Raw genomic sequence first — 23,540 nt, forward strand, 5'->3', positions numbered from 1 at the left:
CGGTGGCAGGTCCGTTAGAGAGGATACCACTACCACAAGCAACAAATAATGAATACAGATCCAATAGCAGATTATCTTACAAGAGTAAGGAATGCCATTAAGGCCAACCACAGGGTTGTGGAAATTCCTGCATCAAACCTCAAAAAGGAAATCACGAAAGTACTTTTTGATAAAGGTTACATCGCGAACTATAAGTTTGAGGACAACAGTGCACAAGGTACTATCAAGATTGCATTGAAATATCATCCTGTAACTAGAGTTCCTGCTATTCGCACTCTTACACGTGTGAGTAAGCCTGGTTTGAGAAAATATGCAGGTGTAGACAGTATGCCACGTGTACTAAACGGTTTAGGAATTGCTATCATTTCTACTTCAAGAGGAGTAATGACTGATAAGGAAGCCCGCAACCTGAATATTGGTGGCGAAGTATTATGTTATGTACATTAATCAGGAGGATTAAAACATGTCAAGAGTAGGAAAAGCCCCAATAGCAATCCCCGCTGGAGTTACCGTTACTGTATCTGCAGAGAATGTAGTAACAGTTAAGGGTCCAAAGGGAGAATTAACACAGAAATTAGAAGGAGACATCACTATTGCCCAGGAAGACGGCAAAGTAGTTGTTAACCGTCCTTCAGAACAAAAACGTCACAAGGCTCTTCATGGCCTTTACCGTGCACTTATCAATAACATGGTAAAAGGGGTAACAGAAGGGTACAAATTAGAGCAGGAATTAGTTGGGGTAGGTTATCGTGCCTCAAATACCGGTAATACGCTGGATCTTGTGTTAGGATATTCTCACCACTATGTGTTTGAATTACCTAAAGAAATTAAAGTAGCTACAACTGCAGAGAAGGGTAAGAACCCGACAATCATTCTGGAAAGCATTGACAAGCAATTATTAGGACAAGTTGCGGCAAAAATACGTTCACTGCGTGCTCCGGAACCTTACAAAGGAAAGGGTATTAAGTTCGTAGGTGAAGTGTTAAGAAGAAAAGCAGGTAAATCAGCAGCTAAAAAATAATAAGTCATGGCAGGAAGTAAGTTATCTCGCAGAGAGCGAATTAAAAAAGGCATCAGACGTAGGTTGGCTGGTTCTACTGAGCGCCCACGTTTGTCAGTATACAGAAGCAATAAGGGCATTTATGCTCAGGTTATTGATGACACTACAGGTAAAACTCTTGTGGCTGCATCTTCCTTATCAAAGGAGTTTTCAGCAACAGGAAATAAAGTTGAGCAGTCTAAAGCTGTTGGTAAACTTGTAGCAGAAAAGGCTGTTGCTGCCGGTATCACTCAGGTGGTATTTGATAGAAATGGTTATTTGTATCACGGACGCGTTAAATCCCTTGCAGAAGGTGCACGTGAAGGTGGTCTGAATTTTTAATCTGAAGAAATAGATGTCAACGATCAATATAAAAAGAGTAAAATCAAGCGAAATTGAATTAAAAGATCGCTTAGTTAGCATACAACGCGTTGCGAAGGTTACCAAAGGGGGCCGTACATTCAGTTTCTCGGCTATCGTTGTAGTTGGTGATGAAAATGGAGTAGTGGGTTACGGACTTGGAAAGGCTAAAGAAGTAACTGAAGCAATTGCGAAGGGCATTGATGATGCTAAGAAGAACCTGGTAAAAGTTCCTGTAATCAACGGAACAGTACCTCATGAACAATACGGAAAATTTTCAGGTGGTTTTGTGCTTATCAAACCTGCTTCAAACGGTACCGGAGTTATCGCCGGTGGTGCGATGCGTGCAGTACTTGAAAGCGCCGGCGTTCATAACGTGTTAGCAAAATCTAAAGGATCATCTAACCCTCACAACGTAGTGAAGGCAACAGTTGCAGCATTGGCTCAGATGCGTGACGCTTATACTGTAGCTCAGCAGCGTGGTGTGGATCTTAGTAAAGTTTTTAACGGATAAGTATCATGGCGAAAATTAAGATCACTCAGATTAAAAGCGTTATCGACAGAAGCGAGCGCCAGAAGAGAACTATGCAGGCTCTTGGTTTAGGTAAGATAAACCAGGCTGTAGAAGTTGAAGCTACCCCGTCTATAGTCGGGATGGTAAGGAAAGTTAATCATCTAGTAGCAGTAGAAAGTATTTAATCATGAACTTAAGTAATTTGAAACCTGCAGAAGGTTCAACAAAAAATAAGAAACGTATAGGAAGAGGTACCGGTTCGGGCCGTGGTGGTACTTCAACCCGCGGTCATAAAGGTGCGGGTTCACGCTCAGGTACTTCTTCAAAAGTGGGTTTTGAAGGTGGTCAGATGCCTTTACAGCGTCGTGTTCCTAAGGTTGGATTTAAGAATATCAATCGTGTGGAGTATGTGGGTATCAACCTGGATGTTCTGCAAACCCTTGCCGAGAAGTTTAGCCTGACCAGTATCGACTTCAGTACACTCAGAGAACACGGCCTGGTTTCTAAAAATGATCTGGTTAAGATCCTTGGAAGAGGCGAAGTAACAAGTAAACTCGAAGTTACAGCCCATGCTTTTACAGCTTCTGCACAGAAAGCTATTGAAGCTGCTGGTGGTGCTGTTGTTAAAATGTAATTAATGAAGAAGTTATTCACTACCCTTTCCAATATCTGGAAAATTGAAGACTTAAGAGTGCGTATTTTAAACACACTCTTATTTCTTTTAGTTTACCGCGTGGGATCCTTTATTACACTTCCGGGTGTAAATGCAAATGTGCTGGACAACAATGCAAGAGAAGGACTCCTTGGTTTATTAAACATGTTTGCGGGCGGATCTTTCTCGAGGGCTTCTATTTTTGCCCTCGGAGTGATGCCATATATCTCAGCATCTATCGTTGTTCAGCTTTTGGGTATTGCAGTACCAACCTTCCAGAAGATGCAGAAGGAAGGAGAGAGCGGTAGAAAGAAACTGAATCAGATAACGAGATATCTGACGGTAGCCATAACCCTGCTACAGGGGGTTGGATATGTACGGACTCAGATACCTCACGACGCTCAGATGCTGAGCGAACCTCTGTTTTCAATTTCTTCTATGTTCATTCTTACTGCGGGTACACTGTTTGTAATGTGGTTGGGGGAAAAGATAACTGATAAGGGAATTGGAAACGGAATATCACTGATCATCATGGTGGGCATCATCGCCCAGCTTCCGGGTGCTTTTATAGCTGAGCTGGACTCACGTCTTGCGGGCGCCGGAATTATTCCTTTCATTGTTGAATTAATAGCTTTATTCTTCGTTGTAATTTTTACAATTCTTATTGTACAGGGGGTGAGAAAGATTCCGGTGCAATACGCGAAGAAGATTGTTGGAAATAAACAATACGGAGGTGTCAGACAGTATATTCCGTTAAAAGTTAATGCGGCCGGCGTTATGCCGATCATCTTTGCACAGGCGCTCATGTTTATCCCAATGAGTATAGGCCAGTTTTTCCCCGGAGCACAGGGGCCTGTCCTTGCAGCATTGACGAATTACACGTCGCCTGCTTATAACATAACTTTTGCCGTTCTGATTATTGCATTTACATTCTTCTACACGGCAATTACTGTAAATCCGGTTCAAATGTCGGATGATATGAAGAAGAATGGAGGATTTGTTCCCGGGATCAAGCCGGGTAAGGTGACTGGCGATTACATTGATGCTGTTATTTCGAAGATAACACTGCCAGGTTCAATATTTCTTGCAATCATCGCTATCATGCCTTCGCTTGCGATTGTACTGGGAGTGAATAGTAATTTTGCCCATTTTTACGGAGGGACATCGTTGCTTATTCTTGTCGGTGTTGTGCTTGATACATTGCAACAGATTGAGAGTCATTTATTGATGCGTCACTACGACGGATTAATGAAAACCGGCAGGTTGAGAGGACGCACTCCTGTTTCCGGCGGTACTACAGGTCCTGTACTTTAATATTAACATGTCAAAGGTAAATTTTAAGACAGAAGAGGAGATTGGGCTTATAGGGGCCAGTGCTTCACTTCTTTCACAAACCCTGGGCGAATTAGCAAAACTAATTCGCCCAGGTATAAAAACCATAGAAATTAATAACCTGGCGGATACCTATATCAGAGATCATGGCGGTATTCCTGCTTTTCTTAATTTCAATGGTTTTCCTTATTCTGTATGTATTTCAACTAACGACCGGATTGTTCATGGCTTTCCGGGAGACGATGAGCTGAAAGAGGGAGATATCATTTCGGTTGACTGCGGTGTTAAGCTGAATAATTTTGTTAGCGATTCGGCATTTACTTTTGCAGTCGGTGAAATTGCTCCGGAAGTAGCACAACTTTTGAAAGTTACACGTGAGTGCCTTGACCGTGGTGTTGCGAAAGCAGTAGTGGGGATGCGCATTGGCGATATTGCCTATGCTGTTCAGGAGCATGCTGAAAAACATGGTTACGGGGTTGTAAAGGAACTTGTTGGTCATGGTGTGGGATATTCTATCCACGAGAAGCCGGAGGTTCCTAATTATGGTAAAAGAGGCACTGGCATGAAGCTGGAAGAAGGAATGGTGATAGCTATTGAGCCAATGATAAATCTTGGCAGAGCGGGTGTTAAATTCTGGAAGGATGGCTGGACGGTCAGTACGGTTGACGGTAAGCCTTCTGCACATTTTGAGCATACCGTGGCCGTAAGAAAAGGGCAGCCTGAAGTGCTTTCAACTTTCGAGCATATTGACGCAGTATTGAATTCTGCTACTTAATATGCAAATTATCAGAAAAATACGGAAAGAAGATATAAATTAAAATTTTTTATTTAATTTTGCAACCCCAAATGTTGGGGGATAATTAAATAGAAATCAATAAAATATGGCTAAACAAGCCTCTATTGAACAAGACGGTATCATAAAGGAAGCGTTGTCTAATGCAATGTTCAGAGTAGAACTTGAAAACGGGCATGAAATTATTGCTCACATTTCAGGTAAAATGCGGATGCATTATATTAAGATCTTACCTGGTGACAAAGTGAAACTCGAGATGTCTCCTTATGATCTGACCAAAGGCAGAATTACTTACAGATATAAATAAGATGAAAGTTAGAGCATCCATAAAGAAGCGTAGCGCTGATTGCAAAATAATTCGCCGTAAGGGGAAACTTTATGTAATTAACAAGAAGAACCCTAAGTATAAGCAGCGCCAGGGGTAAAATTATTATTGAGGGCTTGCGGTAGCCGTCGTGGAGACAGCCTTCCGCATGTCGGTCAATGAATCAACATTAATTAAAATATGGCAAGAATAGCAGGTATTGATTTACCAAGAAACAAAAGAGGAGAGATCGGCCTTACTTACATTTACGGTGTCGGAAGAGCTACTGCGCAGAGCATATTAGATCAAGCCGGTATCGGATACGATGTGAAAGTACAAGAGTGGACCGATGATCAATTAGCAGCGATCCGTACAATAATCAACGATCAGATCAAGGTTGAAGGTGCATTACGTTCTGAAGTTCAGTTAAACATTAAGCGTTTAATGGATATCGGATGTTATCGTGGTCTTCGTCATCGTAAGGGTTTACCTGTACGCGGACAGAGAACTAAGAACAACACCCGTACCCGTAAAGGAAAACGTAAGACTGTTGCTAACAAGAAGAAGGCTACTAAATAATACCAGATAAGTAATGGCTAAGACTAAAAAAGTAACTAAGAAGCGTATAGTAGTAATCGAGCCGGTAGGTCAGGCGCATATTAACGCAACTTTTAATAATATTATTGTAACTTTAACTAACTCTCAGGGACAGGCGATTTCCTGGTCTTCTGCGGGGAAAATGGGTTTCAAAGGATCAAAGAAGAATACTCCCTATGCTGCATCACAGGCTGCTGCAGATTGTGGAAAGGTTGCCTTTGATTTGGGACTTCGTAAAGTTGAAGTTTTTGTGAAGGGTCCTGGTGCAGGTCGTGAATCTGCGATCCGTACTCTTCAGACTACAGGAATTGAAGTAACTACTATTAAAGATATTACTCCGCTTCCTCACAACGGCTGCCGTCCTCCAAAGAGACGGAGAGTCTAATTAGAAAGCCTAAGGGTTAAAGCTGAGGGCCTTTAAGGCTGATGCTGAAGTCGGTCTATCAGACAGACCACAAAGAAATTAATTATTAAAGATAAGATTCGGCAGCTGAAGGCTGTCTGATACTTTAAAACAGACAACAATGGCAAGATATACTGGCCCAAAATCCAAGATTGCACGTAAGTTCAGGGAACCAATTTTTGGTCCCGATAAAGCATTAGAAAGAAAAAATTATCCTCCCGGAATGCACGGTGTTTCAAAACGTCGTGGAAAACAGTCTGAATATGCTGTTCAGCTCCAGGAGAAACAGAAGGTTAAATATACATACGGGGTTCTTGAGCGTCAGTTCCAGAATTTATTCGACCGCGCTTCCTCTAAGGAAGGTATCACAGGTGAAAACCTTTTGAAATTGCTCGAAGCCCGTTTGGATAATACAGTTTACCGTTTAGGAATTGCTCCAACACGTTCTGCTGCGCGTCAGTTGGTAAGCCATAAGCATATTACCGTTAACGGTGAAGTTGTAAACATTCCTTCTTATTCTTTGCGTGCAGGAGATGTTGTTGCTGTTCGTGAACGTTCTCAGTCACTTGAGGCTGTAACCAATTCTGTTGCTGGCCGCAAGGTGAACAAGTATGCATGGTTAGAGTGGAATGCCGGTGATTTTACAGGTAAGTTCCTTAATTACCCTAACCGTGATGAGATTCCTGAGAACATCAAGGAAAACCTGATCGTCGAGTTATACTCTAAATAATATTTTTACCTGCCAGACTTTGGTCGTCTGGCAGCTTTTACAGTTTAAAAAACTTAACTGAATATAAATGGCAATTTTAGCATTCCAGAAACCTGATAAAGTTATCATGCAGAAATCTACTGATTTCGACGGTACGTTTGAGTTCCGTCCGTTGGAACCAGGTTTCGGTGTTACCATAGGTAATGCTTTACGTCGTATTTTGTTGTCATCCCTGGAGGGTTATGCAATTACGTCAATACGCTTTTCCGGGGTGTCTCATGAGTTTTCTACTATCAGAGGGGTAGTTGAAGACGTAACTGAGATTATCCTTAATCTTAAGCAGGTTCGTTTTAAGAAGACCGGGGAGTCAGGTGATTCGGAGAAGATTTATATAATGATTAACGGTCAGGAACAGTTTAAAGCCGGAGATATTACCAGGTTTTCTACCAACTTTACCGTATTAAATCCTGATATGGTTCTGTGTAATATGGAGCCAACAGTTACGCTGGAAGTGGAACTTACAGTAAATAAGGGTAGGGGATATGTTGCTGCTGAGGAGAACAAGAATCCGGATGCAAATGTAGGTGTCATTGCAATTGATTCTATTTATACTCCGATTAAGAACGTTAAGTATACTATTGAGAACTATCGTGTAGAACAGAAAACGGACTACGAGAAACTCGTTCTTGATATTTCAACTGACGGATCTATACATCCGGAAGATGCACTAAAGGAAGCTGCAAAGATCCTTATTCATCACTTCCTGCTATTCTCTGATGAGAATATCATGCTTGAAGCGCAGGCTAAGGAAGAGACCAAAGAGGTTGATGAAGAGATCCTTCACATGCGTAAGATTTTGAAGACTGAACTTGTAGATCTTGATTTATCTGTTCGTGCCCTCAACTGTCTTAAAGCAGCTGATATCCGCACGCTTGCTGATTTGGTTTCTTACGATGTAGCAGATATGCTGAAGTTCAGGAACTTTGGTAAGAAGTCATTAACCGAAATTCAGGATCTCGTGAAGTCAAAAGGACTTTCATTCGGAATGAACCTGACAAAATACAAACTCGAAGAAGAATAAGCCGCGAGGTTTAAAATAAAAGTAAGCGACATGTTTATAAATCCTCCGCTATTTTAATGGAACGGTATAAGCATGTAAAACAACAACAGAAATGCGACACGGAAAAAAAATCAATCATTTAGGCCGTACTGACAGCCATCGTAAAGCGATGATGGCTAATATGGCTTCTTCGCTTATTAAGCACAAACGTATCACTACTACATTAGCGAAGGCGAAAGCTTTACGTACTTATGTAGAACCTTTGATTACAAAGGCTAAAAATGATACAACTCATTCAAGAAGGACTGTTTTCAGTTACCTTCAAGACAAGGAAATTATCACCGAGCTTTTCAGGGATATTGCAGCTAAAGTTGCTAATCGTCCAGGTGGTTATACCCGTATCATTAAGTTAGTTAATCGTGCTGGTGATAATGCTGAGATGGCTCTTATTGAGCTTGTAGATTATAATACTACTTACAAAGCTGATGCTCCGGCTCAGCCAGAGAAGAAGGCTACACGCAGACGGGGTTCCGGTAAGGCTAAGAAAGCTGATGCAGCTCCTGCTGAGGAAGCTGTAACTTCTGAGACAGCTGTTGCTGAAGAAGCAACTGAGACTGCTGCTCCTGAAACTGAAGAAAAAGAGAAGGGCGAATAATAATCGTCATTTATCCTAATAAAAAAGGCTGTTCTTTCGGGAGCAGCCTTTTTTTATTTAGCTTTTACCAGAGCTTGGACGGATATGTTCCGTTTTCGATCAGATCAGCGAGGCTTTTCTGAACAATTGGCTTATCTTCTTTGTAGGTAACTCCAAACCATTTAGACGATGTCGGGATTACTTTGAAGTTGGCCTGACGTGTTTTTACGAGTTCTTCTGCCATCAAAGGAATGAAGAATTCTGCTTTAGGGTTATTTTCATTTGCCTCAACAAAACGGGTAAACATGGGCTTAGCCTGCTGGAAGATGGCAGGAGTGAAGCCCCAGAAGTTCATAGATGCACGGGCGTCTTCATGAAGCGGGGTAGTAGTTCCGTTCTCATCTTCGTAAACGATCTGTCCGTCTTTTGCATACACTTTTGTACGCTCATTAATCTCCTGTAGGTTGCCTTCCTCATTGACACGGCAAATACCTCTTGATACCGAGCCGTAGTCGGATAAAGTCTTATCGACTTCGTAACCCATAAGTGAGTAGTTATCGTCTCTTACCTCATTGTTAAGAAAGTCGGCCATTTTCTGAAATGCGTCGTAGCCATAGAAGTCGTCAGCATTGATTACACAGAAAGGTTCGTTGATCTGGCCGGCAGCTTCAAGCACTGCGTGTCCGGTTCCCCATGGCTTCTGCCGCTCGATAGTTTTAGTTATTCCGTATTTAGAAAGATCGTAGCTTTGGAAGACGAAGTCGATATCTACTTTACCTTTTAATTTTGGTTCGAAGATAGACTTGAAGCTGTCAAGAAACTCTTCTCTGATAATGAAACTCACTTTCCCAAATCCCGCCCTAATTGCATCATAAATAGAGTAATCAATAATAGTCTCATTATTCGGTCCAAACCCGTCGACCTGTTTCATGCTTCCATAGCGGCTGGCCATGCCTGCGGCTAGAATAAGTAATGTTGGTTTCATGCGGCTAAAATATATAATATGGTATCAAGTAACAACAATTCATCAGTATCCGCTCAGGATTCTTGTTAAAGCGACAATCCATAGGGAGGATTGTTTTACTTTGGGGTAAGTGCACGTTTAAATTCTGCGATAGCACGTTGTCTTGCGAAGGCATGATCCACGATTGGCCTGGGGTAGTTGAGAGAGCCGGCGAATTCAGGCACCCATTTTTTGATATAAACAAGTGCAGGGTCAAACTTCTTTGTTTGCAGTATAGGGTTAAATATCCGGAAATACGGTACAGCATCGTTTCCTGAGCTGGCAGCCCATTGCCAACCTCCGACATTGCTGGCCATATCATAATCAAGCAGAAGCCGTGCGAAATAAGCTTCTCCCCATCGCCAGTCTATCAGTAAATGCTTTGTGAGGAAACTTGCCGTAATCATCCTGAGGCGATTGTGCATCCATCCCGTAGAATTTAGCTGCCGCATGCCTGCATCTACCAGCGGGTAGCCGGTCTTTCCCTGGCACCATGCGCGGAATTCCTCTTCGTTATTCCTCCAGCGGATCTCATCGTAGTTCTTTTTGAATGAGGATTGGGCTGTATGCGGAAAATGCCAAAGGATCATAGCGTAGAAGTCCCTCCAGATCAGTTCATTCAGCCATGTACGGTCTTCCTGTGTGATGCCGTTCCTGGCCAGATCACGAATACTCAGTGTGCCGAAACGGAGATGCACGCCTATTTCTGAAGTACCAGGTATGGACGGAATATCTCTGGTTTTTGAGTAGTTCTTTAATACACCCAGGTATTCTTTATCAGGAAAAGTCAGCTTGTTTTCGGTAAATCCGATCTCTTCCAGAGAAGGTTGAATGACGGGCCTGATGTGGCTAAATTTATTATAGTACTTTTCTGTTGGATAAGACTTTAAGTGAAAAGACCGTATTTTTTCATACCATTTCCTCTGATAGGCCGAGTAAACTGAGTAAGGCTGTCCGTCTTCTTTCACAATCTCACTTTTCTCAAAAATTACATGATCCTTAAAGGAAGAAAAGGATATGTTTTTTTTCGCCAGTAATAAAGAGACTTCAGCATCGCGTTGCGTGGCATATGGTTCATAATCGTTGTTTGTAAATACAGATTTAATGTTGAAGTCCTCTGTCAGAAGTTCCCAGACATCTAAAGGCTTCCCGTGTTTTATGACGAGAGAAGAACCGTGGTTCTCCAGTTCGCTGTTGAGTTCCAAAAGGGACCGGTAAATGAATGTAACACGGGCATCATCTCTGTCAGGGAGCTTGCCGAGTATGGTAGTATCAAAAATAAAAAGTGGAAGTACGGGGAGTCCGGATCTTAATGCGTGGTAGAGACCTGCATTATCATGAAGCCTGAGATCTCTTCTAAACCAAAATATGCTTACCGGGATGGTTTTATCCATAAATATCTTTGAGTGCATCATCAAGGCTACTAAAATTATATTTAAAGCCAGAAAAGGAAATTTTCTCTGAGGAGGTATTGGTGCTGTTCAGAACTACCGCTTTCATCTCACCCAGCAGAATCTGTAAAAACAGCACGGGAACGGAAGGAAGCCATAGCGGCTTCTTTAGGCGGCGCGCAACAGCCGTGACTAATTCTTTGTTGCGCACGGGAGATGGGGCTGCCATATTATATGTTCCTTTACACTGTTCGTTTTTCAATACATGTATGTACATCTGCACTGCATCCTCTATATGGATCCACGGCATCCATTGTTTGCCTGAGCCCAATGCTGCACCAATTCCTAATTTTACAGGTTTGGCGAGCTGAGGCAAAGCCCCTCCGCAGGAACTTAACACAACTCCGGTACGAAGTTTCACCACTCTCAGACCCAGGGTTTCTCCCTCATTGACCGCATTTTCCCAGGCAATGCATGTTTGTGCCAGGAAATCATTGCCTGGCCGACTTTGTTCTGTCAACAACTCGTCTCCACGGTGACCGTAATAACCTACCCCGGATGCCGAAATAATAGTCTTCACCCTGGACGAACTATTATTCCTAATAAGCTTATAGACGAGTTTAATAGATTCGGTGCGGCTCTTAATGATCTTTTGCTTCTGAGCCTTAGTCCAGGGTTTTGCAGTTATAGCTTCCCCCGCAAGGTGGATGACCGCCACTGCGTCATGGATGCAGTTTCTATCTATGATACCTTTTTCAGGATCCCACTGAAAGAATTTAATCCCATCTCTTTCATCGTTTTCACTTCTGCTCAGCGCATGAACGGTATATCCGCCGTCTTGGAGCTGACGGCAGAGAGGTCTTCCTATAAGGCCGCTTGCGCCTGTAATGAGCACTATTCCGGGCATTTTTACTGATTCTGATAATTGTTAACCTGATAATTGTACCTTTGTTTTTATATGCTATACACAAAACATCTATTTATCTGTACCAATCAGCGTCCCGAGGGGAGCCGGGTAAGCTGCGGTGAAGGACACGGGCTTGCTCTCGTCGCTGCTTTTAAAAAAGCTATTAAGGATAAGGGCTTAAATACAGAGATAAGAGCACAAAAAACCGGCTGCATGGAAACATGCGAACTTGGCCCCAGTGTTGTGGTCTATCCGGAAGGGGTATTTTACGGACACGTCCAAGTTGAAGACGTCGAAGAAATCGTATCTGAACATCTTGAGAACAACCGTGTAGTAGAACGTCTTGTTATGGATTTTGACCTGCTTCGCGCTTTGAAAAAGTAGCCTGTTTAGCTGCTAATGTAGCTTTCCAATTGCTTGATGGTCTCTTTCTGAACCTCTATAATAGACTTTACAACGTCTCCGATTGAAACCATGCCAATTACTTTTCCCTGGTCGGTGACCGGCAGGTGCCTGATATGTTTATCAGTCATGAGGTTCATACAGAGATCGATTTCGTTCTTAAGACTTACAGTGACAGGATCTGCTGTCATTACTTCCATTATCAGTGTTTCTTTTGAGGACTTTCCTTTCAGGATTACTTTTCTCGCATAATCTCTTTCTGTGAAAATTCCCAGAAGATGGTCATCTTCCATGATCAGCAGGGCACTGATGTTTTTTTCCATCATTACATTTAACGCTTCAAAAACTGATGTTTCCTTGCCTACTGAATATACAACCGCAGGCTTGTTCTGCAAAATATACCTTACTGTTTTCATAATGGGTCGTTTAAGTATAAAGTTAGGATAAATTCGGAAAGTATAAAGAAAAAGGTTGCTTTCTTACTGAATAGTCCATTGAAGCGGTTGTTGTAACAGCAATATATAAACGTCAGAATTTTGTTGAAATGTTGTAAATATTATGTTGTTCAGTAGTTTAGAAGTGAGTTGGTAATGTGTTTTTGACTATATTGGCCGTTTTAGGTTTGTAATTAAAATGAACGAGAAAACCATATTAATTTGGTTTCGGAACGATTTAAGAATACGTGATAATGAAATTTTAATTGAAGCTGTAAAGCGGGCCCGGAAAGTAGTACCGGTTTACTGTTTTGATCCACGCTATTTCTCAGAAACAAAATTCGGGACTCAGAAGACAGGTGTGTTAAGAACCAGATTTTTGATTGAGAGCGTCAGAAACCTTCGGGAGTCGCTCTGCAGTTTGGGGGGAGGTTTGATTGTGAAGATCGGCAAGCCAGAAGAAATACTGCCTGAAATTTGCGCTCTTTATAATGTTAGTGAGGTTTATCATCACCGGGAGGTAGGAGCTGAGGAAACGAGTATTTCCGCGAAAGTGGAGGCTGCCTTATGGAAACAGCAGATCAACCTGAAACATTTCATTGGCCATACCCTGTATCACAAAGAAGACCTGCCTTTTCCCATTCGCAACATTCCCGATAATTTTTCAGTATTTCGGAAAAAGGCTGAGAAGGATAGCAGTGTCAGGACGAGTTTTGAATCACCCGATCATATTGAGATACCAGGCGGAGTTTTACAGGAAAGCCTTCCGGGGCTTACAGATCTGGGCTTTCCTGCTGCAAATGAGCAGGAAGAGGAGCACCCTGTTTTTGCAGGAGGGGAAGATGAAGGCCTAAGGCGTTTAATGGAGTTTATCCATGAAGGGAGCAATAGCAGGAATAAGAATTACAGATTTATATCTTCCCGCTTGTCGGCGTGGCTTTCTCTGGGATGCATTTCTTCCCGTGAGGTCTATTGGCTGGTGGATGAATACAGGAAGCTGCTCCCTGATCTCAGCTCAAAAGTTATATCAGAACTCCAGTTGCGCGACTATTTCAGGTTCATGTTAAAGAAGCATGGTCATATTATCCATCATCATGAGGACGGGCTAAAAGAGCTGTCAAAGAGAGAACGAAATGCTTTTGAAAAATGGAAAAATGGAAATTCCGGCAACCGGGTGGTTGATGCCTGTATTAAAGAGCTTAATTCTACCGGCTATATCAGTGAACTATCCCGTCAGTACGCCGCAAATTTCCTGGTGAACAAACTCCGGGTCAACTGGCGGGCAGGGGCTGCCTATTTTGAAGAAAAACTGATTGATTTCTCACCTGCTGGTAACACGGGTACATGGGCTGCAGTGCTGGAAGGGAAAATTATATCGCCAAATAAGAATATAAGTCCTAAATTTGATGAAGTGGAGCAGGAGGAGGAGATCAGGAAGTGGTTAGTGGACCAGAATAATACATCGGCAGCATAGATCGTTTTAAATAATCAAAACATTTTTTGACATAAAAAACTTAATTATTATAAGGTTAAACTTTTATTTTTGACCTTTCATAAGAATTGATATTTCATGGACAATTTGTCATACCTTAGTAATGCAGACTCATCTTATATTGATTCTCTTTACCAATTATACCAGCAAGACCCTGAAGCGGTAGACTTCGGGTGGCAGAAGTTTTTTGAAGGTTTTGATTTTGGAAGAGGATCCGGGGGAGATACAGCAGGAAGCCAGACTCCTGAGCACTTTCTAAAAGAAATGAAAGTGATGGGCATGATTTACGGATACCGTCAGAGAGGGCATTTGTTTACAAAAACAAACCCTGTCAGGGAACGCCGTAAATACTATCCGGGGAAAGAACTTGAAACATTCGGACTAAGTGAATCTGATCTGGATACTGTATTCAACGCAGGTGCGGAAGTAGGGCTGGGGCCTGCAAAATTGCGTGACATCAGACAGCTTCTTGAACAAACGTACTGTCAGTCGATCGGTGCAGAGTACGTATACATACGTAATCCCGATAAGTTGAAGTGGTTTAGAGAAAGGATGGAAAGGGAGCGCAATACTCCGAACCTTTCACTTGACACTAAAAAGAGAATTTTAAAGAAACTGAACGAGGCTGTTGTTTTTGAAAACTTCCTTGGGACAAAGTTTTTAGGACAAAAGCGCTTTTCGCTGGAAGGTGCAGAAAGCCTGATCCCGGCTCTTGACTTTGTAATCAACAGGGGAGCCGATCTGGGTATTGAGGAGTTTGTGATTGGTATGGCACACCGGGGACGTCTGAACGTCCTGGCGAATATTATGAACAAAACCTATAAAGATATTTTTGCGGAGTTTGAAGGCAAGGCTTTTGATGAGTCGAAGCCATACGGCGGTGACGTAAAATATCACCTGGGATTTTCTACAGATGTTGAAACTGATTCAGGAAAAAAAGTTCATTTAAGCCTGTGTCCGAATCCATCGCACCTTGAGGCTGTAGATCCTGTGGTAGAAGGAATAAGCCGTTCAAAGATAGATTTCAAGTATCAGGGGGATCATAGCCGACTCGCTCCGATTCTTATTCACGGAGATGCCTCAGTAGCTGCTCAGGGTATCGTCTATGAGGTTTTGCAAATGGCAAAGCTTGATGGCTATAAAACAGGTGGAACCATTCACCTGGTAATCAATAACCAGGTCGGATTTACGACCAATTTTAAGGATGCCCGTTCATCCACCTATTGTACAGATATTGCGAAGGTGACGTTGTCGCCCGTATTCCATGTGAACGGAGATGATGTGGAGGCACTGGTGTATGCTATCAATATGGCAATCGAATACCGGCAGAAATATCATAATGATGTGTTTATTGATATTTTGTGTTACCGTCGTTACGGACATAATGAATCGGACGAGCCGAAATTTACACAGCCCGTGCTTTATAAAGCCATTGAACAACATCCTAATCCCCGTGAGATCTATAACAAGAAGTTACTTGAGCAGGGCAGCGTAGATGCCAACCTTGCGAAGGAAATGGAGAAAGATTTCAGGGCCTTGCTTCAGGAGCGGTTGAACGAATCGAAGGAAAGTAATACTTACGAACCAAATCCGATGTTCTCCGGTGCCTGGAATGGACTCAGAATGGCTACTCCTGAAGATTTTGAAGAAAAATCACAAACTGCTGTGCAGGAAGATGTGCTGGTTGGCATTGCAGATAAGATTACATCTCTGCCTTCGGATAAAAAGTTCTTTAAAAAGATCGAGAAGCTGTTCGAAGACAGAAAGAACATGGTGAAGAACCGGACCTTTGACTGGGCGATGGGCGAGCTCTTAGCTTATGGAACACTGCTCAATGAAGGATTCAGGGTCAGGATCAGTGGGCAGGATGTTGAGCGAGGTACATTTTCACATCGTCACGCCGTTGTAAAAGTAGAGGATTCGGAGGAAGAATTTGTTCCTCTTACACTAATAAAGAAGGACGGCGAGAATTCCAACAATAAGTTCGATATCTATAATTCTCACTTGTCTGAATATGGCGTACTTGGCTTTGAGTATGGGTATGCTCTTGCAAATCCACAATCCTTGACAATTTGGGAAGCACAGTTCGGCGACTTTGTAAACGGAGCACAGACTATACTCGACCAGTTCCTGGTGAGTGCTGAAACAAAATGGCAGCGTTCAAACGGTATTGTTGTGTTGCTCCCGCATGGATACGAAGGCCAGGGGCCAGAGCACTCTTCAGCCAGAATCGAGAGATTCCTGGAACAGTGTGCTGAATTCAATATCCAGGTAGCAAACTGTACTAATCCGGCGAATTATTTCCATCTTCTTAGAAGACAGTTAAAGCGTGACTTCCGCAAGCCGCTTGTGGTATTTACACCAAAAAGCCTTCTCCGTCACCCGCTCTGTGTAAGCAAACTGGAGGAATTTTCCGACGGGCATTTCAGGGAGGTTATTGACGATAGTTACGTGAAACCGGAAAAGGTAAAGCGTGTTTTATTCTGTACCGGGAAGGTTTATTACGATCTTCTTGAAAAACAACAAGCCGACAAGCGGTCAGATGTGGCAATAGTCAGGGTTGAACAGGTTTATCCGATCCCTTACACCCAGCTGAAAGAGGTTAAGGAGAAATATAACAAGGCCGGTGAATTTATCTGGGTACAGGAAGAGCCGGAAAACATGGGAGCATGGCCATTTATTTGCCGCAAGTTCAGGAATTCAAGCTTCAATCTTGACGTGATCTCCAGAAAGGAAAGCAGCAGTACTGCCACCGGATATTCGAAACAACATATATCCCAGCAATTGTATATAGTAGGAAAAGCTTTTGAAGATACCGCTGGAAATGAGGTTAAGAAGGCTGTGGTAAAGACAACAAAGAAAGTTGTGAACGTGGATTAAGGGGAGTTGTAAGCGGGGAGTTTCAAGTTCAAAGTGGAAAGTTCAAAGAGGGGATTGTATGTTGGGTTTGAGATTTCCAGATTGAATTTGAGGGGAAAGATGAAGTGTTGAGTTAGGAAGAGATTTGAAAACAGTATATAAAATAAATCAATATGAGTTTAGAGATCAAAGTTCCGCCGGTAGGCGAATCGATTTCAGAAGTAACTTTGTCTAAATGGATAAAAAAGGATGGGGAGTATGTTGAGATGGATGAGGTTATTGCTGAACTTGAGTCTGATAAGGCAACTTTTGAATTAACAGCAGAAGCGGCAGGAACTTTAAAAACTATAGCATCAGAGGGCGATACTTTAGAGATCGGGGCAGTTGTTTGCTCTATCGAAGCCGGAGCTGGCGGTGCTAAACCCGAAGCTGATGCTGCTAACGAAACCATCGAAGAATCAAGTGCTCCTTCAGCGCCTTCAAGCGGTGGCACAGAGAGCCTTGAAATTAAAGTACCAGCTGTAGGCGAATCCATCACTGAAGTGACTTTGTCACGCTGGCTGAAAAACGAGGGTGATCATGTTGAAATGGATGAGCAGATTGCCGAACTGGAATCAGATAAAGCTACGTTCGAACTGACAGCGGAAGCTGCCGGCACTTTAAGACAGATAGCAAAAGAGGGAGATACCCTCGAAATAGGTGCTGCTGTATGTAAAATCGAAAAGGGATCAGCGGGTTCCTCTCCTAAATCAGCAGAGGCATCTCCGGCACAGCCTCCCGCTCAAAGTGTATCAGACCGTTCTTCTTCTTACGCCGCAGGCACTCCGTCTCCCTCTGCTGCCAAAATATTAGCTGAAAAGGGAGTAGAGCCTTCATCTGTGAGCGGAACAGGAGTGGGGGGACGCATTACTAAGGAGGATGCCCAGAAGGCGGAAGCCGGCAAGCAAAAGACCGAAAGCACTAAACCAGCGGGAGCTAAGCCCGAGGTCAAGTCAGCTCCGGCAGCACCTGCTCAGGCTGGAAACCGTCAGGAGCGCCGTGAAAAGCTTTCAGCACTGAGAAAAACAGTTGCAAGGCGCCTTGTCTCGGTTAAGAACGAAACAGCCATGCTGACTACTTTCAACGAGGTAGATATGAAGCCGGTGATGGATCTCAGGGCTAAGTATAAAGATAAATTCAAGGAGAAGCATGGAGTTGGTCTGGGCTTTATGTCTTTCTTTACGAAAGCTGTATGTGAAGCTTTACGGGAATTCCCAGCTGTAAATGCGAGAATCGATAATGAGGAGGTTGTTTACAGCGATTTTGCTGATGTTTCTATCGCGGTATCAGCTCCTAAAGGCCTGGTCGTTCCGGTTATCCGCAACGCAGAGTCTATGAGCCTGGCAGAGATTGAAAAGGCGGTACTGGCACTTGCTACTAAAGCACGTGACAATAAACTGAGTATCGAGGAAATGACAGGAGGAACGTTTACCATCACAAATGGCGGCGTATTTGGCTCAATGATGTCAACTCCGATTATCAATGCTCCGCAATCTGCCATACTGGGGATGCACAATATAGTGGAACGCCCCGTTGCATTGAACGGCGAGGTTGTTATCCGCCCTATGATGTATGTAGCTTTGTCTTATGATCACAGGATCATTGACGGCCGTGAATCTGTAAGCTTCCTGGTAAGGGTTAAACAGTTACTGGAAGATCCGGCACGCCTGCTCCTGGGTGTATAAAATACTAAAGAGGTAAAAGCCTCAGGCTTTTACCTCTTTTTTCTACCGCTAATCACATTATTCTTAATAGCTTTCACTCTAAAGCTCAAATTCTTCAGATCATGTTTACATTACCTGTACTTACCCGTATTGTCACAATACTGCTGGTTATTGCTCCTTTCATTTCCGTATTAGCTCAAACCACGACAGAACAGACGGGATGGCTCGCCTGGTTTAACAGTTATAAGTTATCTCCGCGCTGGGGTGTTCACCTGGATGTACAGGCGAGGTCTGCAGACGACTGGCGTTATGTGAGGAACCTGCTCATCCGCCCGGGGCTTACTTATCATTTCAATGGCCGCCATAACGTCACCGCGGGTTATGCTTTGATACAAACGTATGCAGATGATGCGGTTGCCGGGAGTAAGGACCTTACTGAGCATAGAATATGGCAACAATATATTTTCGCACATAAAATTAAAAGCCTTCCTTTAACACACCGTTTCAGGCTGGAGCAAAGGTTTATTGAGAGGGCGTCGGATGATCTGTTCTCACAAAGGATCAGATATTTTGCGCGGTTGATCGTTCCTCTCGCAAAGTCGGGTGACGGTTTTTCAAAGGGGCCTTTCGCTGCCCTTCAGAATGAAATATTTCTTAATCTTCAGAATAAAAGTAAGTTAAATAACAGTGTTTTTGATCAGAACAGAGGGTATGGCGCTTTGGGCTACCGGTTTAGTTCAAAGTTTGATATAGAAGCAGGTTATTTGAATCAGTATGTTAACGGAGCGACACAAAATACCAGCAATAATGTAGTTCAACTCGCTCTCTATACTCGGTTCTGATATCACATCCGGCTGTAAATAAGAAACTCCGGACCGCACCGTCCGGAGTCATCTTGATATAAAAAGTGTATGTAGCTGCATGTTAAATACGAGAGATTCTTCCCGAACCACTCTTTGACTGCCTTACTGCGGGATTGCCTGAGTAAAATACATCTCCAGATCCGCTCACCACTGCGTTCAGTGATTTATCGGCATGTATATAGGCATTCCCAGATCCGCTCACCTTGATATTGGAGTCGGAGGTCTTTAGTTCCTTTCCCGAAAATTCGCCGGAACCACTGATAGCGATATCTGCTGAACCCGCAGATCCTGAAGCCTTAATTTTCCCGGAACCACTGATGGAAGCATTTAATGTGCTGACAGCGGCAGTGAAACGGATATTCCCCGAACCACTTACTTTTGTGTTCAGTTTAGTGCTTCTGACTGTTCCCGTAACTTCCATATTTCCGGATCCGCTTAATGCAAGCCCCTCTATGCTTCTAGCAGTAATGTAAACGCTTACTCGTTTGTTGTTCCATCCCCTGAAGTTTATACCTCTTTTGTACGAGATCTTCAATATTCCATTCTCAACTTCAGTCTCAATTTTGCTGATCTGCTCTTCATCCCCTTCCAGCCGGAGGTTTTCTGTAGTCCCCATTTTAATGTAAACATCAAAAGCTCCTGCGGAGTGCACTGCATTGAATCCGCGAACCTGACGTTCTTCAGGCCTGAATTCCGAATGCGCGGCAGGGCTTAAAATAGTTGTAGTTCCTGCGAAACCCAGAAATGGCAGCAGGAGCAGGATCCAACCGAAAGATGCGAATAACTTTTTCATGGCCTAATATCTTTTAACGAGAATACTACCGTTTAGTACCTATATTCAGATAGACGCCAGGTAACGGAAAACGTTACATTTTTTTTCAAAAAGTTTTGCGGCAACAGCAACGCTTTCGTTCGCCTGCCGCCTGACCCCGGAACAAACCCTATTTCACAACAGGTAATATAATACCTGATGCATTGGTAGTATCATGATAAATACGCTGGGTTGCCTTTTGGAAGTCCTTTTCGTCTGCATGGTAAATATCTGTAAACGTTTGCGGGTTGCGATCTACAAGAGGGAACCACGAGTTCTGCACCTGTACCATGATCCTGTGGCCTGCCTTGAAGGTGTGGGCTACATCGGGAAGGGTATATTTTACAGTTGTAATTTCCCCGGGGATAAAGGGCTCCGGCTTTTCAAAACTGTTCCGGAATTTGCCTCTCATAACCTCTCCTCTGACGAGCATCTGATAGCCTCCCATCTGCACATTTGCCGGGTTCGGCTGATTGTTCGGATAGTCATCGGGAAATACATCAATCAGTTTGACCACGAAATCAGCATCTGTGCCTGTAGTGGCGATCACGAGGTCGGCAATGACAGGCCCGGCAAGCGTTACATCCGCAGTTAGCGCCTCGGTCTGGTATACCATCACATCAGGGCGCCGTGATGCAAACCGCTGATCAGCTATCATATATTCTCTTGTCCTCTGGGCGTGTACGCCGGCGGTATAGGGAACAGGCCTGGAGGGATCACTGATATATTCATCGTAGCTCTCCGTTTCCGACGGACGGCTGAATGCGAGTTTACTGCCTTTCTGGAAGTATAACTTTTGTTCCTGTATGTCTTTAGGCGGCCAGGTTTGATAGCTTTTCCATTGATTCGATCCCGTTTCAAACATCAGCGCTTCGGGTAATTCAGGCGCTGGCTGGCCCTTCAGGTAGTGCTGGAAAAACGGAAATTCTACTTTTTCCTGGTACCAGAGGCTCGTTGCCTGACCAAATTTTATGTCTCCGAACATGTCTCCCGCAGACCTGGCCCAGCCACCGTGAAACCAGGGACCCATCACCAATGTATTTTTATTGTTTTTGTTTTGTTTCTCAAGTGCCTGATAAGTGGCGAAAGCGCCATAACAGTCTTCTGCATCAAAGAAGCCACCTACAACCAGCGTTGCTGTATGGACTTTTTTCAGGTGCGGTGTTATAAGACGGGACTTCCAGAAGTCATCATAAGTACCATGCGTAACAAGATCATTCCAAAACCTGATAGAGTCACCGAAATACCGGGTCTTTACATTCTTCAGAGGTCCGAGATCAAGGAAGAACTTATAATGATCATTTGCGGAGTAATTCACCCTTTTTCCCCCTTGTTCCGGAGTAACAGGTTTGGGCCTTGGTACTCCAAACGAAGAATAGAAAGAAAAGCCATCAGACAGGAAAAGAGCGCCGTTATGATGAAAGTCATCGCCTCTAAACCAGTCCGTCACCGGGGCCTGTGGCGAAGCTGCTTTAAGCGCAGGGTGTGCACCCGGAAGTGCCGCTGTCGAGTAAAAGCCCGGATATGAAATTCCGTAAATGCCGGCCTTGCCGTTATTTCCCTTGATGTTCTTAATTAGCCAGTCGATCGTATCATAGGTGTCGGTACTTTCGTCTATGTCCTTTTTACTCTTTCTGTTCGCCGCATGCGGCCTAATGTCTTCGTAGGTTCCTTCACTCATCCACTTCCCTCTGACGTCCTGGTAAACAAAGATGTAGCCCTCTCTCGCAAAAAGCATGGAAGGCCCAAGTGTTTTCTTATAATTGTCTGCTCCGTATGGTGCTACTGTGTAAGGAGTACGGTTGAGGAGCAGGGGGTATTTTTTACTTTGATCTTTTGGTACATAAATCGATGTAAAAAGGCGTACGCCATCACGCATGGTAATGTATTTCTCAATTTTCTGATAGTTATCACGTACGTAAGCTGAGTCCGTATCGGTTTGAGCCTTTAATTGTAAGGTAAATGTTAAAAATAGCAGGATAACGTATCTTTTCATGAATTAAAATATGTAATGATGCTAATTTAGAAAAACAGTAATAGCTTTGGCGTCGTTTATTAAAATTTCTTACATCTTTAATGAGATTAACAGAAGTAGACAGTCAACGGCTTGCCCGTGAGTTCCTGGAAATTCCCGGAATGATATATCGCGGCGATCCCCAATATATCAGGCCCTTGGATGATGATGTAGCCAGTGTATTTAATAAAGAGACAAACAAATACTTTGAAGACGATAAATGTATCCGCTGGATATTAAAGGATAAATCAGGAAATGGTATCGGGCGTATTGCAGCATTTATAAATCCTGCGACAGCCTATACCTTTGATCAGCCGACAGGCGGGATCGGGTTTTTTGAGTGCATCAACAATAGAGAAGCCGCCTTTATGCTTTTTGACGCTGCCCGTGAATGGCTTCAGAAGCATGATATGGAAGCAATGGATGGACCGGTTAATTTAGGAAGCAGGGAGAGATGGTGGGGCTTGCTTGTTGATGGCTTTCATCCTCCGTGTTACTGCTGTAACTATAATCATCCCTGGTACCAGAAGTTCTTCGAGGATTATGGGTTTAAAGTTTTTTTTAAGCAGTATACCTATCTGAGGAAAGTGAAAGAGCCTCTGAGGAAAGTTTATTATGATGTGGCGGAAAGGATATTCCGGAATCCCGACTACTCTTTCCGGAATGTTGAGAAGAGGATCCTTGATAAGTATGTTCAGGATTTCAGGACCGTTTATAATAAAGCATGGGTAAATCATGAGGGAGTAGGAGAAATGACCTTTGATGCCGCTAAAAAGCTCATAGGCAGCCTGGCGCCGGTCATAGACCAGCGTATAGCCTGGTTTGCCTATTATAAAGGCGAGCCGGTGGGTTTTTTTCTGAGCATTCCGGAGCTCAACGAGCTTTTCGTGAGATATGCGCGGGGGAAGTTAAATCTGGTGAGCAAGCTAAGGCTGGTGGTAAATAAATGGTTGGGTAAGTGCAGGACCATGTACGGCCTTGTCTTTGGGATAATCCCCGAACAGCAAAAGAAAGGTGTGGAGATAGCCATGATCGTTGCCGCAGCGAATGCTCTTTTAGAGAATAAAGCGTATGACGAGGTTCAGATGAACTGGATCGGTGATTTCAACCCCAGGATGATGCATATTGCAGAACAGATAGGGGCAAGGGTGTATAAAACTCATCATACCTACAGATATTTGTTCGACAGAGCAGCAGAATTTAAAAGGCACCCTGAAATTTAATTTTATTGACAGATAGTTTACCTAAGTTTGCATAAATGCAA

General features: G+C 43.4%; 27 protein-coding genes. 21 read left to right on the top strand and 6 right to left on the bottom strand.

What is annotated here, in order from left to right:
• Positions 1 to 48 precede the first annotated feature (48 nt).
• From rpsH to rplQ, 15 genes are all read left to right on the top strand, one after another.
• Positions 49 to 447 (top strand): 30S ribosomal protein S8, encoded by a 399-nt coding sequence (rpsH, locus tag DDR33_RS14510; protein WP_109416523.1) that lies wholly within the window; start codon positions 49 to 51, stop codon positions 445 to 447.
• A gap of 16 nt (positions 448 to 463) precedes the next feature.
• The gene (rplF, locus tag DDR33_RS14515) at positions 464 to 1,021 is read left to right on the top strand and encodes a 50S ribosomal protein L6 (protein ID WP_109416524.1); all 558 of its coding nucleotides are present in this window, start codon (positions 464 to 466) and stop codon (positions 1,019 to 1,021) included.
• Positions 1,022 to 1,027: 6 nt separating this feature from the next.
• Complete coding sequence (gene rplR, locus DDR33_RS14520; protein ID WP_109416525.1) at positions 1,028 to 1,381, top strand: 50S ribosomal protein L18; 354 nt, start codon at positions 1,028 to 1,030, stop codon at positions 1,379 to 1,381.
• 13 nt (positions 1,382 to 1,394) lie between these two features.
• Positions 1,395 to 1,913, top strand: a complete 519-nt coding sequence (rpsE, locus tag DDR33_RS14525; protein ID WP_109416526.1) for a 30S ribosomal protein S5 — start codon at positions 1,395 to 1,397, stop codon at positions 1,911 to 1,913.
• Between the two features lie 5 nt (positions 1,914 to 1,918).
• Positions 1,919 to 2,098 (top strand): 50S ribosomal protein L30, encoded by a 180-nt coding sequence (rpmD, locus tag DDR33_RS14530; protein ID WP_109416527.1) that lies wholly within the window; start codon positions 1,919 to 1,921, stop codon positions 2,096 to 2,098.
• Positions 2,099 to 2,100: 2 nt separating this feature from the next.
• Positions 2,101 to 2,547, top strand: a complete 447-nt coding sequence (gene rplO, locus DDR33_RS14535) for a 50S ribosomal protein L15 (RefSeq protein ID WP_109416528.1) — start codon at positions 2,101 to 2,103, stop codon at positions 2,545 to 2,547.
• A 3-nt stretch (positions 2,548 to 2,550) separates the two neighbouring features.
• Positions 2,551 to 3,879, top strand: coding sequence for a preprotein translocase subunit SecY (gene secY, locus DDR33_RS14540; RefSeq protein WP_109416529.1), 1,329 nt, complete (start codon positions 2,551 to 2,553; stop codon positions 3,877 to 3,879).
• Between the two features lie 7 nt (positions 3,880 to 3,886).
• Entirely contained in the window at positions 3,887 to 4,672 is a 786-nt protein-coding gene (map, locus tag DDR33_RS14545) for a type I methionyl aminopeptidase (RefSeq protein ID WP_109416530.1), read from the top strand.
• 106 nt (positions 4,673 to 4,778) lie between these two features.
• On the top strand, positions 4,779 to 4,997 hold the full coding sequence (gene infA, locus DDR33_RS14550; protein WP_021071231.1) for a translation initiation factor IF-1: 219 nt from the start codon (positions 4,779 to 4,781) through the stop codon (positions 4,995 to 4,997).
• A gap of 1 nt (position 4,998) precedes the next feature.
• Entirely contained in the window at positions 4,999 to 5,115 is a 117-nt protein-coding gene (rpmJ, locus tag DDR33_RS14555; protein WP_008506259.1) for a 50S ribosomal protein L36, read from the top strand.
• Positions 5,116 to 5,195: 80 nt separating this feature from the next.
• Positions 5,196 to 5,573: a 30S ribosomal protein S13 gene (gene rpsM, locus DDR33_RS14560; RefSeq protein ID WP_109416531.1), complete on the top strand. Its 378-nt coding sequence runs from the start codon at positions 5,196 to 5,198 to the stop codon at positions 5,571 to 5,573.
• A 13-nt stretch (positions 5,574 to 5,586) separates the two neighbouring features.
• A complete protein-coding gene (gene rpsK, locus DDR33_RS14565; protein WP_109416532.1) occupies positions 5,587 to 5,976 on the top strand; it encodes a 30S ribosomal protein S11 in 390 nt (129 codons plus the stop codon).
• Between the two features lie 139 nt (positions 5,977 to 6,115).
• Positions 6,116 to 6,724, top strand: a complete 609-nt coding sequence (rpsD, locus tag DDR33_RS14570) for a 30S ribosomal protein S4 (protein WP_109416533.1) — start codon at positions 6,116 to 6,118, stop codon at positions 6,722 to 6,724.
• A 67-nt stretch (positions 6,725 to 6,791) separates the two neighbouring features.
• Positions 6,792 to 7,784, top strand: a complete 993-nt coding sequence (locus DDR33_RS14575) for a DNA-directed RNA polymerase subunit alpha (protein WP_109416534.1) — start codon at positions 6,792 to 6,794, stop codon at positions 7,782 to 7,784.
• A gap of 91 nt (positions 7,785 to 7,875) precedes the next feature.
• Positions 7,876 to 8,418, top strand: a complete 543-nt coding sequence (gene rplQ / locus DDR33_RS14580; protein WP_109416535.1) for a 50S ribosomal protein L17 — start codon at positions 7,876 to 7,878, stop codon at positions 8,416 to 8,418.
• 64 nt (positions 8,419 to 8,482) lie between these two features.
• On the opposite strand, the gene DDR33_RS14585 is transcribed toward rplQ, so the two are convergent.
• The 3 genes from DDR33_RS14585 to DDR33_RS14595 all read right to left on the bottom strand — a co-directional run bounded on the left by DDR33_RS14585 (position 8,483) and on the right by DDR33_RS14595 (position 11,698).
• Positions 8,483 to 9,382, bottom strand: a complete 900-nt coding sequence (locus DDR33_RS14585; protein ID WP_109416536.1) for a nucleotidyltransferase family protein — start codon at positions 9,380 to 9,382, stop codon at positions 8,483 to 8,485.
• Positions 9,383 to 9,477: 95 nt separating this feature from the next.
• Complete coding sequence (locus tag DDR33_RS14590; protein ID WP_109416537.1) at positions 9,478 to 10,794, bottom strand: cryptochrome/photolyase family protein; 1,317 nt, start codon at positions 10,792 to 10,794, stop codon at positions 9,478 to 9,480.
• Positions 10,787 to 11,698 (bottom strand): TIGR01777 family oxidoreductase, encoded by a 912-nt coding sequence (locus tag DDR33_RS14595; RefSeq protein WP_109416538.1) that lies wholly within the window; start codon positions 11,696 to 11,698, stop codon positions 10,787 to 10,789. The genes DDR33_RS14590 and DDR33_RS14595 overlap by 8 nt, the downstream gene beginning before the upstream one ends.
• A 51-nt stretch (positions 11,699 to 11,749) precedes the next feature.
• On the opposite strand from DDR33_RS14595, the gene DDR33_RS14600 reads away from it, so the two are divergent.
• The gene (locus DDR33_RS14600; RefSeq protein ID WP_109416539.1) at positions 11,750 to 12,082 is read left to right on the top strand and encodes a (2Fe-2S) ferredoxin domain-containing protein; all 333 of its coding nucleotides are present in this window, start codon (positions 11,750 to 11,752) and stop codon (positions 12,080 to 12,082) included.
• 5 nt (positions 12,083 to 12,087) lie between these two features.
• Here DDR33_RS14600 and DDR33_RS14605 read toward each other — a convergent pair whose 3' ends face one another.
• Complete coding sequence (locus DDR33_RS14605; RefSeq protein WP_202913745.1) at positions 12,088 to 12,516, bottom strand: CBS domain-containing protein; 429 nt, start codon at positions 12,514 to 12,516, stop codon at positions 12,088 to 12,090.
• Between the two features lie 217 nt (positions 12,517 to 12,733).
• On the opposite strand from DDR33_RS14605, the gene DDR33_RS14610 reads away from it, so the two are divergent.
• The 4 genes from DDR33_RS14610 to DDR33_RS14625 all read left to right on the top strand — a co-directional run bounded on the left by DDR33_RS14610 (position 12,734) and on the right by DDR33_RS14625 (position 19,430).
• Positions 12,734 to 14,008: a DASH family cryptochrome gene (locus DDR33_RS14610; RefSeq protein ID WP_109416540.1), complete on the top strand. Its 1,275-nt coding sequence runs from the start codon at positions 12,734 to 12,736 to the stop codon at positions 14,006 to 14,008.
• 96 nt (positions 14,009 to 14,104) lie between these two features.
• The gene (locus DDR33_RS14615; protein WP_109416541.1) at positions 14,105 to 16,906 is read left to right on the top strand and encodes a 2-oxoglutarate dehydrogenase E1 component; all 2,802 of its coding nucleotides are present in this window, start codon (positions 14,105 to 14,107) and stop codon (positions 16,904 to 16,906) included.
• Between the two features lie 152 nt (positions 16,907 to 17,058).
• The gene (odhB, locus tag DDR33_RS14620) at positions 17,059 to 18,609 is read left to right on the top strand and encodes a 2-oxoglutarate dehydrogenase complex dihydrolipoyllysine-residue succinyltransferase (RefSeq protein ID WP_109416542.1); all 1,551 of its coding nucleotides are present in this window, start codon (positions 17,059 to 17,061) and stop codon (positions 18,607 to 18,609) included.
• Positions 18,610 to 18,710: 101 nt separating this feature from the next.
• On the top strand, positions 18,711 to 19,430 hold the full coding sequence (locus tag DDR33_RS14625; RefSeq protein ID WP_109416543.1) for a DUF2490 domain-containing protein: 720 nt from the start codon (positions 18,711 to 18,713) through the stop codon (positions 19,428 to 19,430).
• A gap of 82 nt (positions 19,431 to 19,512) precedes the next feature.
• Here the strand turns inward: DDR33_RS14625 and DDR33_RS14630 are convergent, their stop codons facing one another.
• Both DDR33_RS14630 and DDR33_RS14635 read right to left on the bottom strand, forming a co-directional pair.
• Positions 19,513 to 20,244 (bottom strand): head GIN domain-containing protein, encoded by a 732-nt coding sequence (locus tag DDR33_RS14630; RefSeq protein ID WP_109416544.1) that lies wholly within the window; start codon positions 20,242 to 20,244, stop codon positions 19,513 to 19,515.
• 148 nt (positions 20,245 to 20,392) lie between these two features.
• A complete protein-coding gene (locus tag DDR33_RS14635; protein ID WP_109416545.1) occupies positions 20,393 to 22,258 on the bottom strand; it encodes a CocE/NonD family hydrolase in 1,866 nt (621 codons plus the stop codon).
• An 80-nt stretch (positions 22,259 to 22,338) separates the two neighbouring features.
• Between DDR33_RS14635 and DDR33_RS14640 the strand changes: the two genes are divergently transcribed.
• Positions 22,339 to 23,499, top strand: a complete 1,161-nt coding sequence (locus DDR33_RS14640; protein ID WP_109416546.1) for a hypothetical protein — start codon at positions 22,339 to 22,341, stop codon at positions 23,497 to 23,499.
• Positions 23,500 to 23,540 lie beyond the last annotated feature (41 nt).

Origin of the sequence: Pararcticibacter amylolyticus, from assembly GCF_003130405.1 — a bacterium.
Taxonomy (GTDB): domain Bacteria; phylum Bacteroidota; class Bacteroidia; order Sphingobacteriales; family Sphingobacteriaceae; genus Arcticibacter; species Arcticibacter amylolyticus.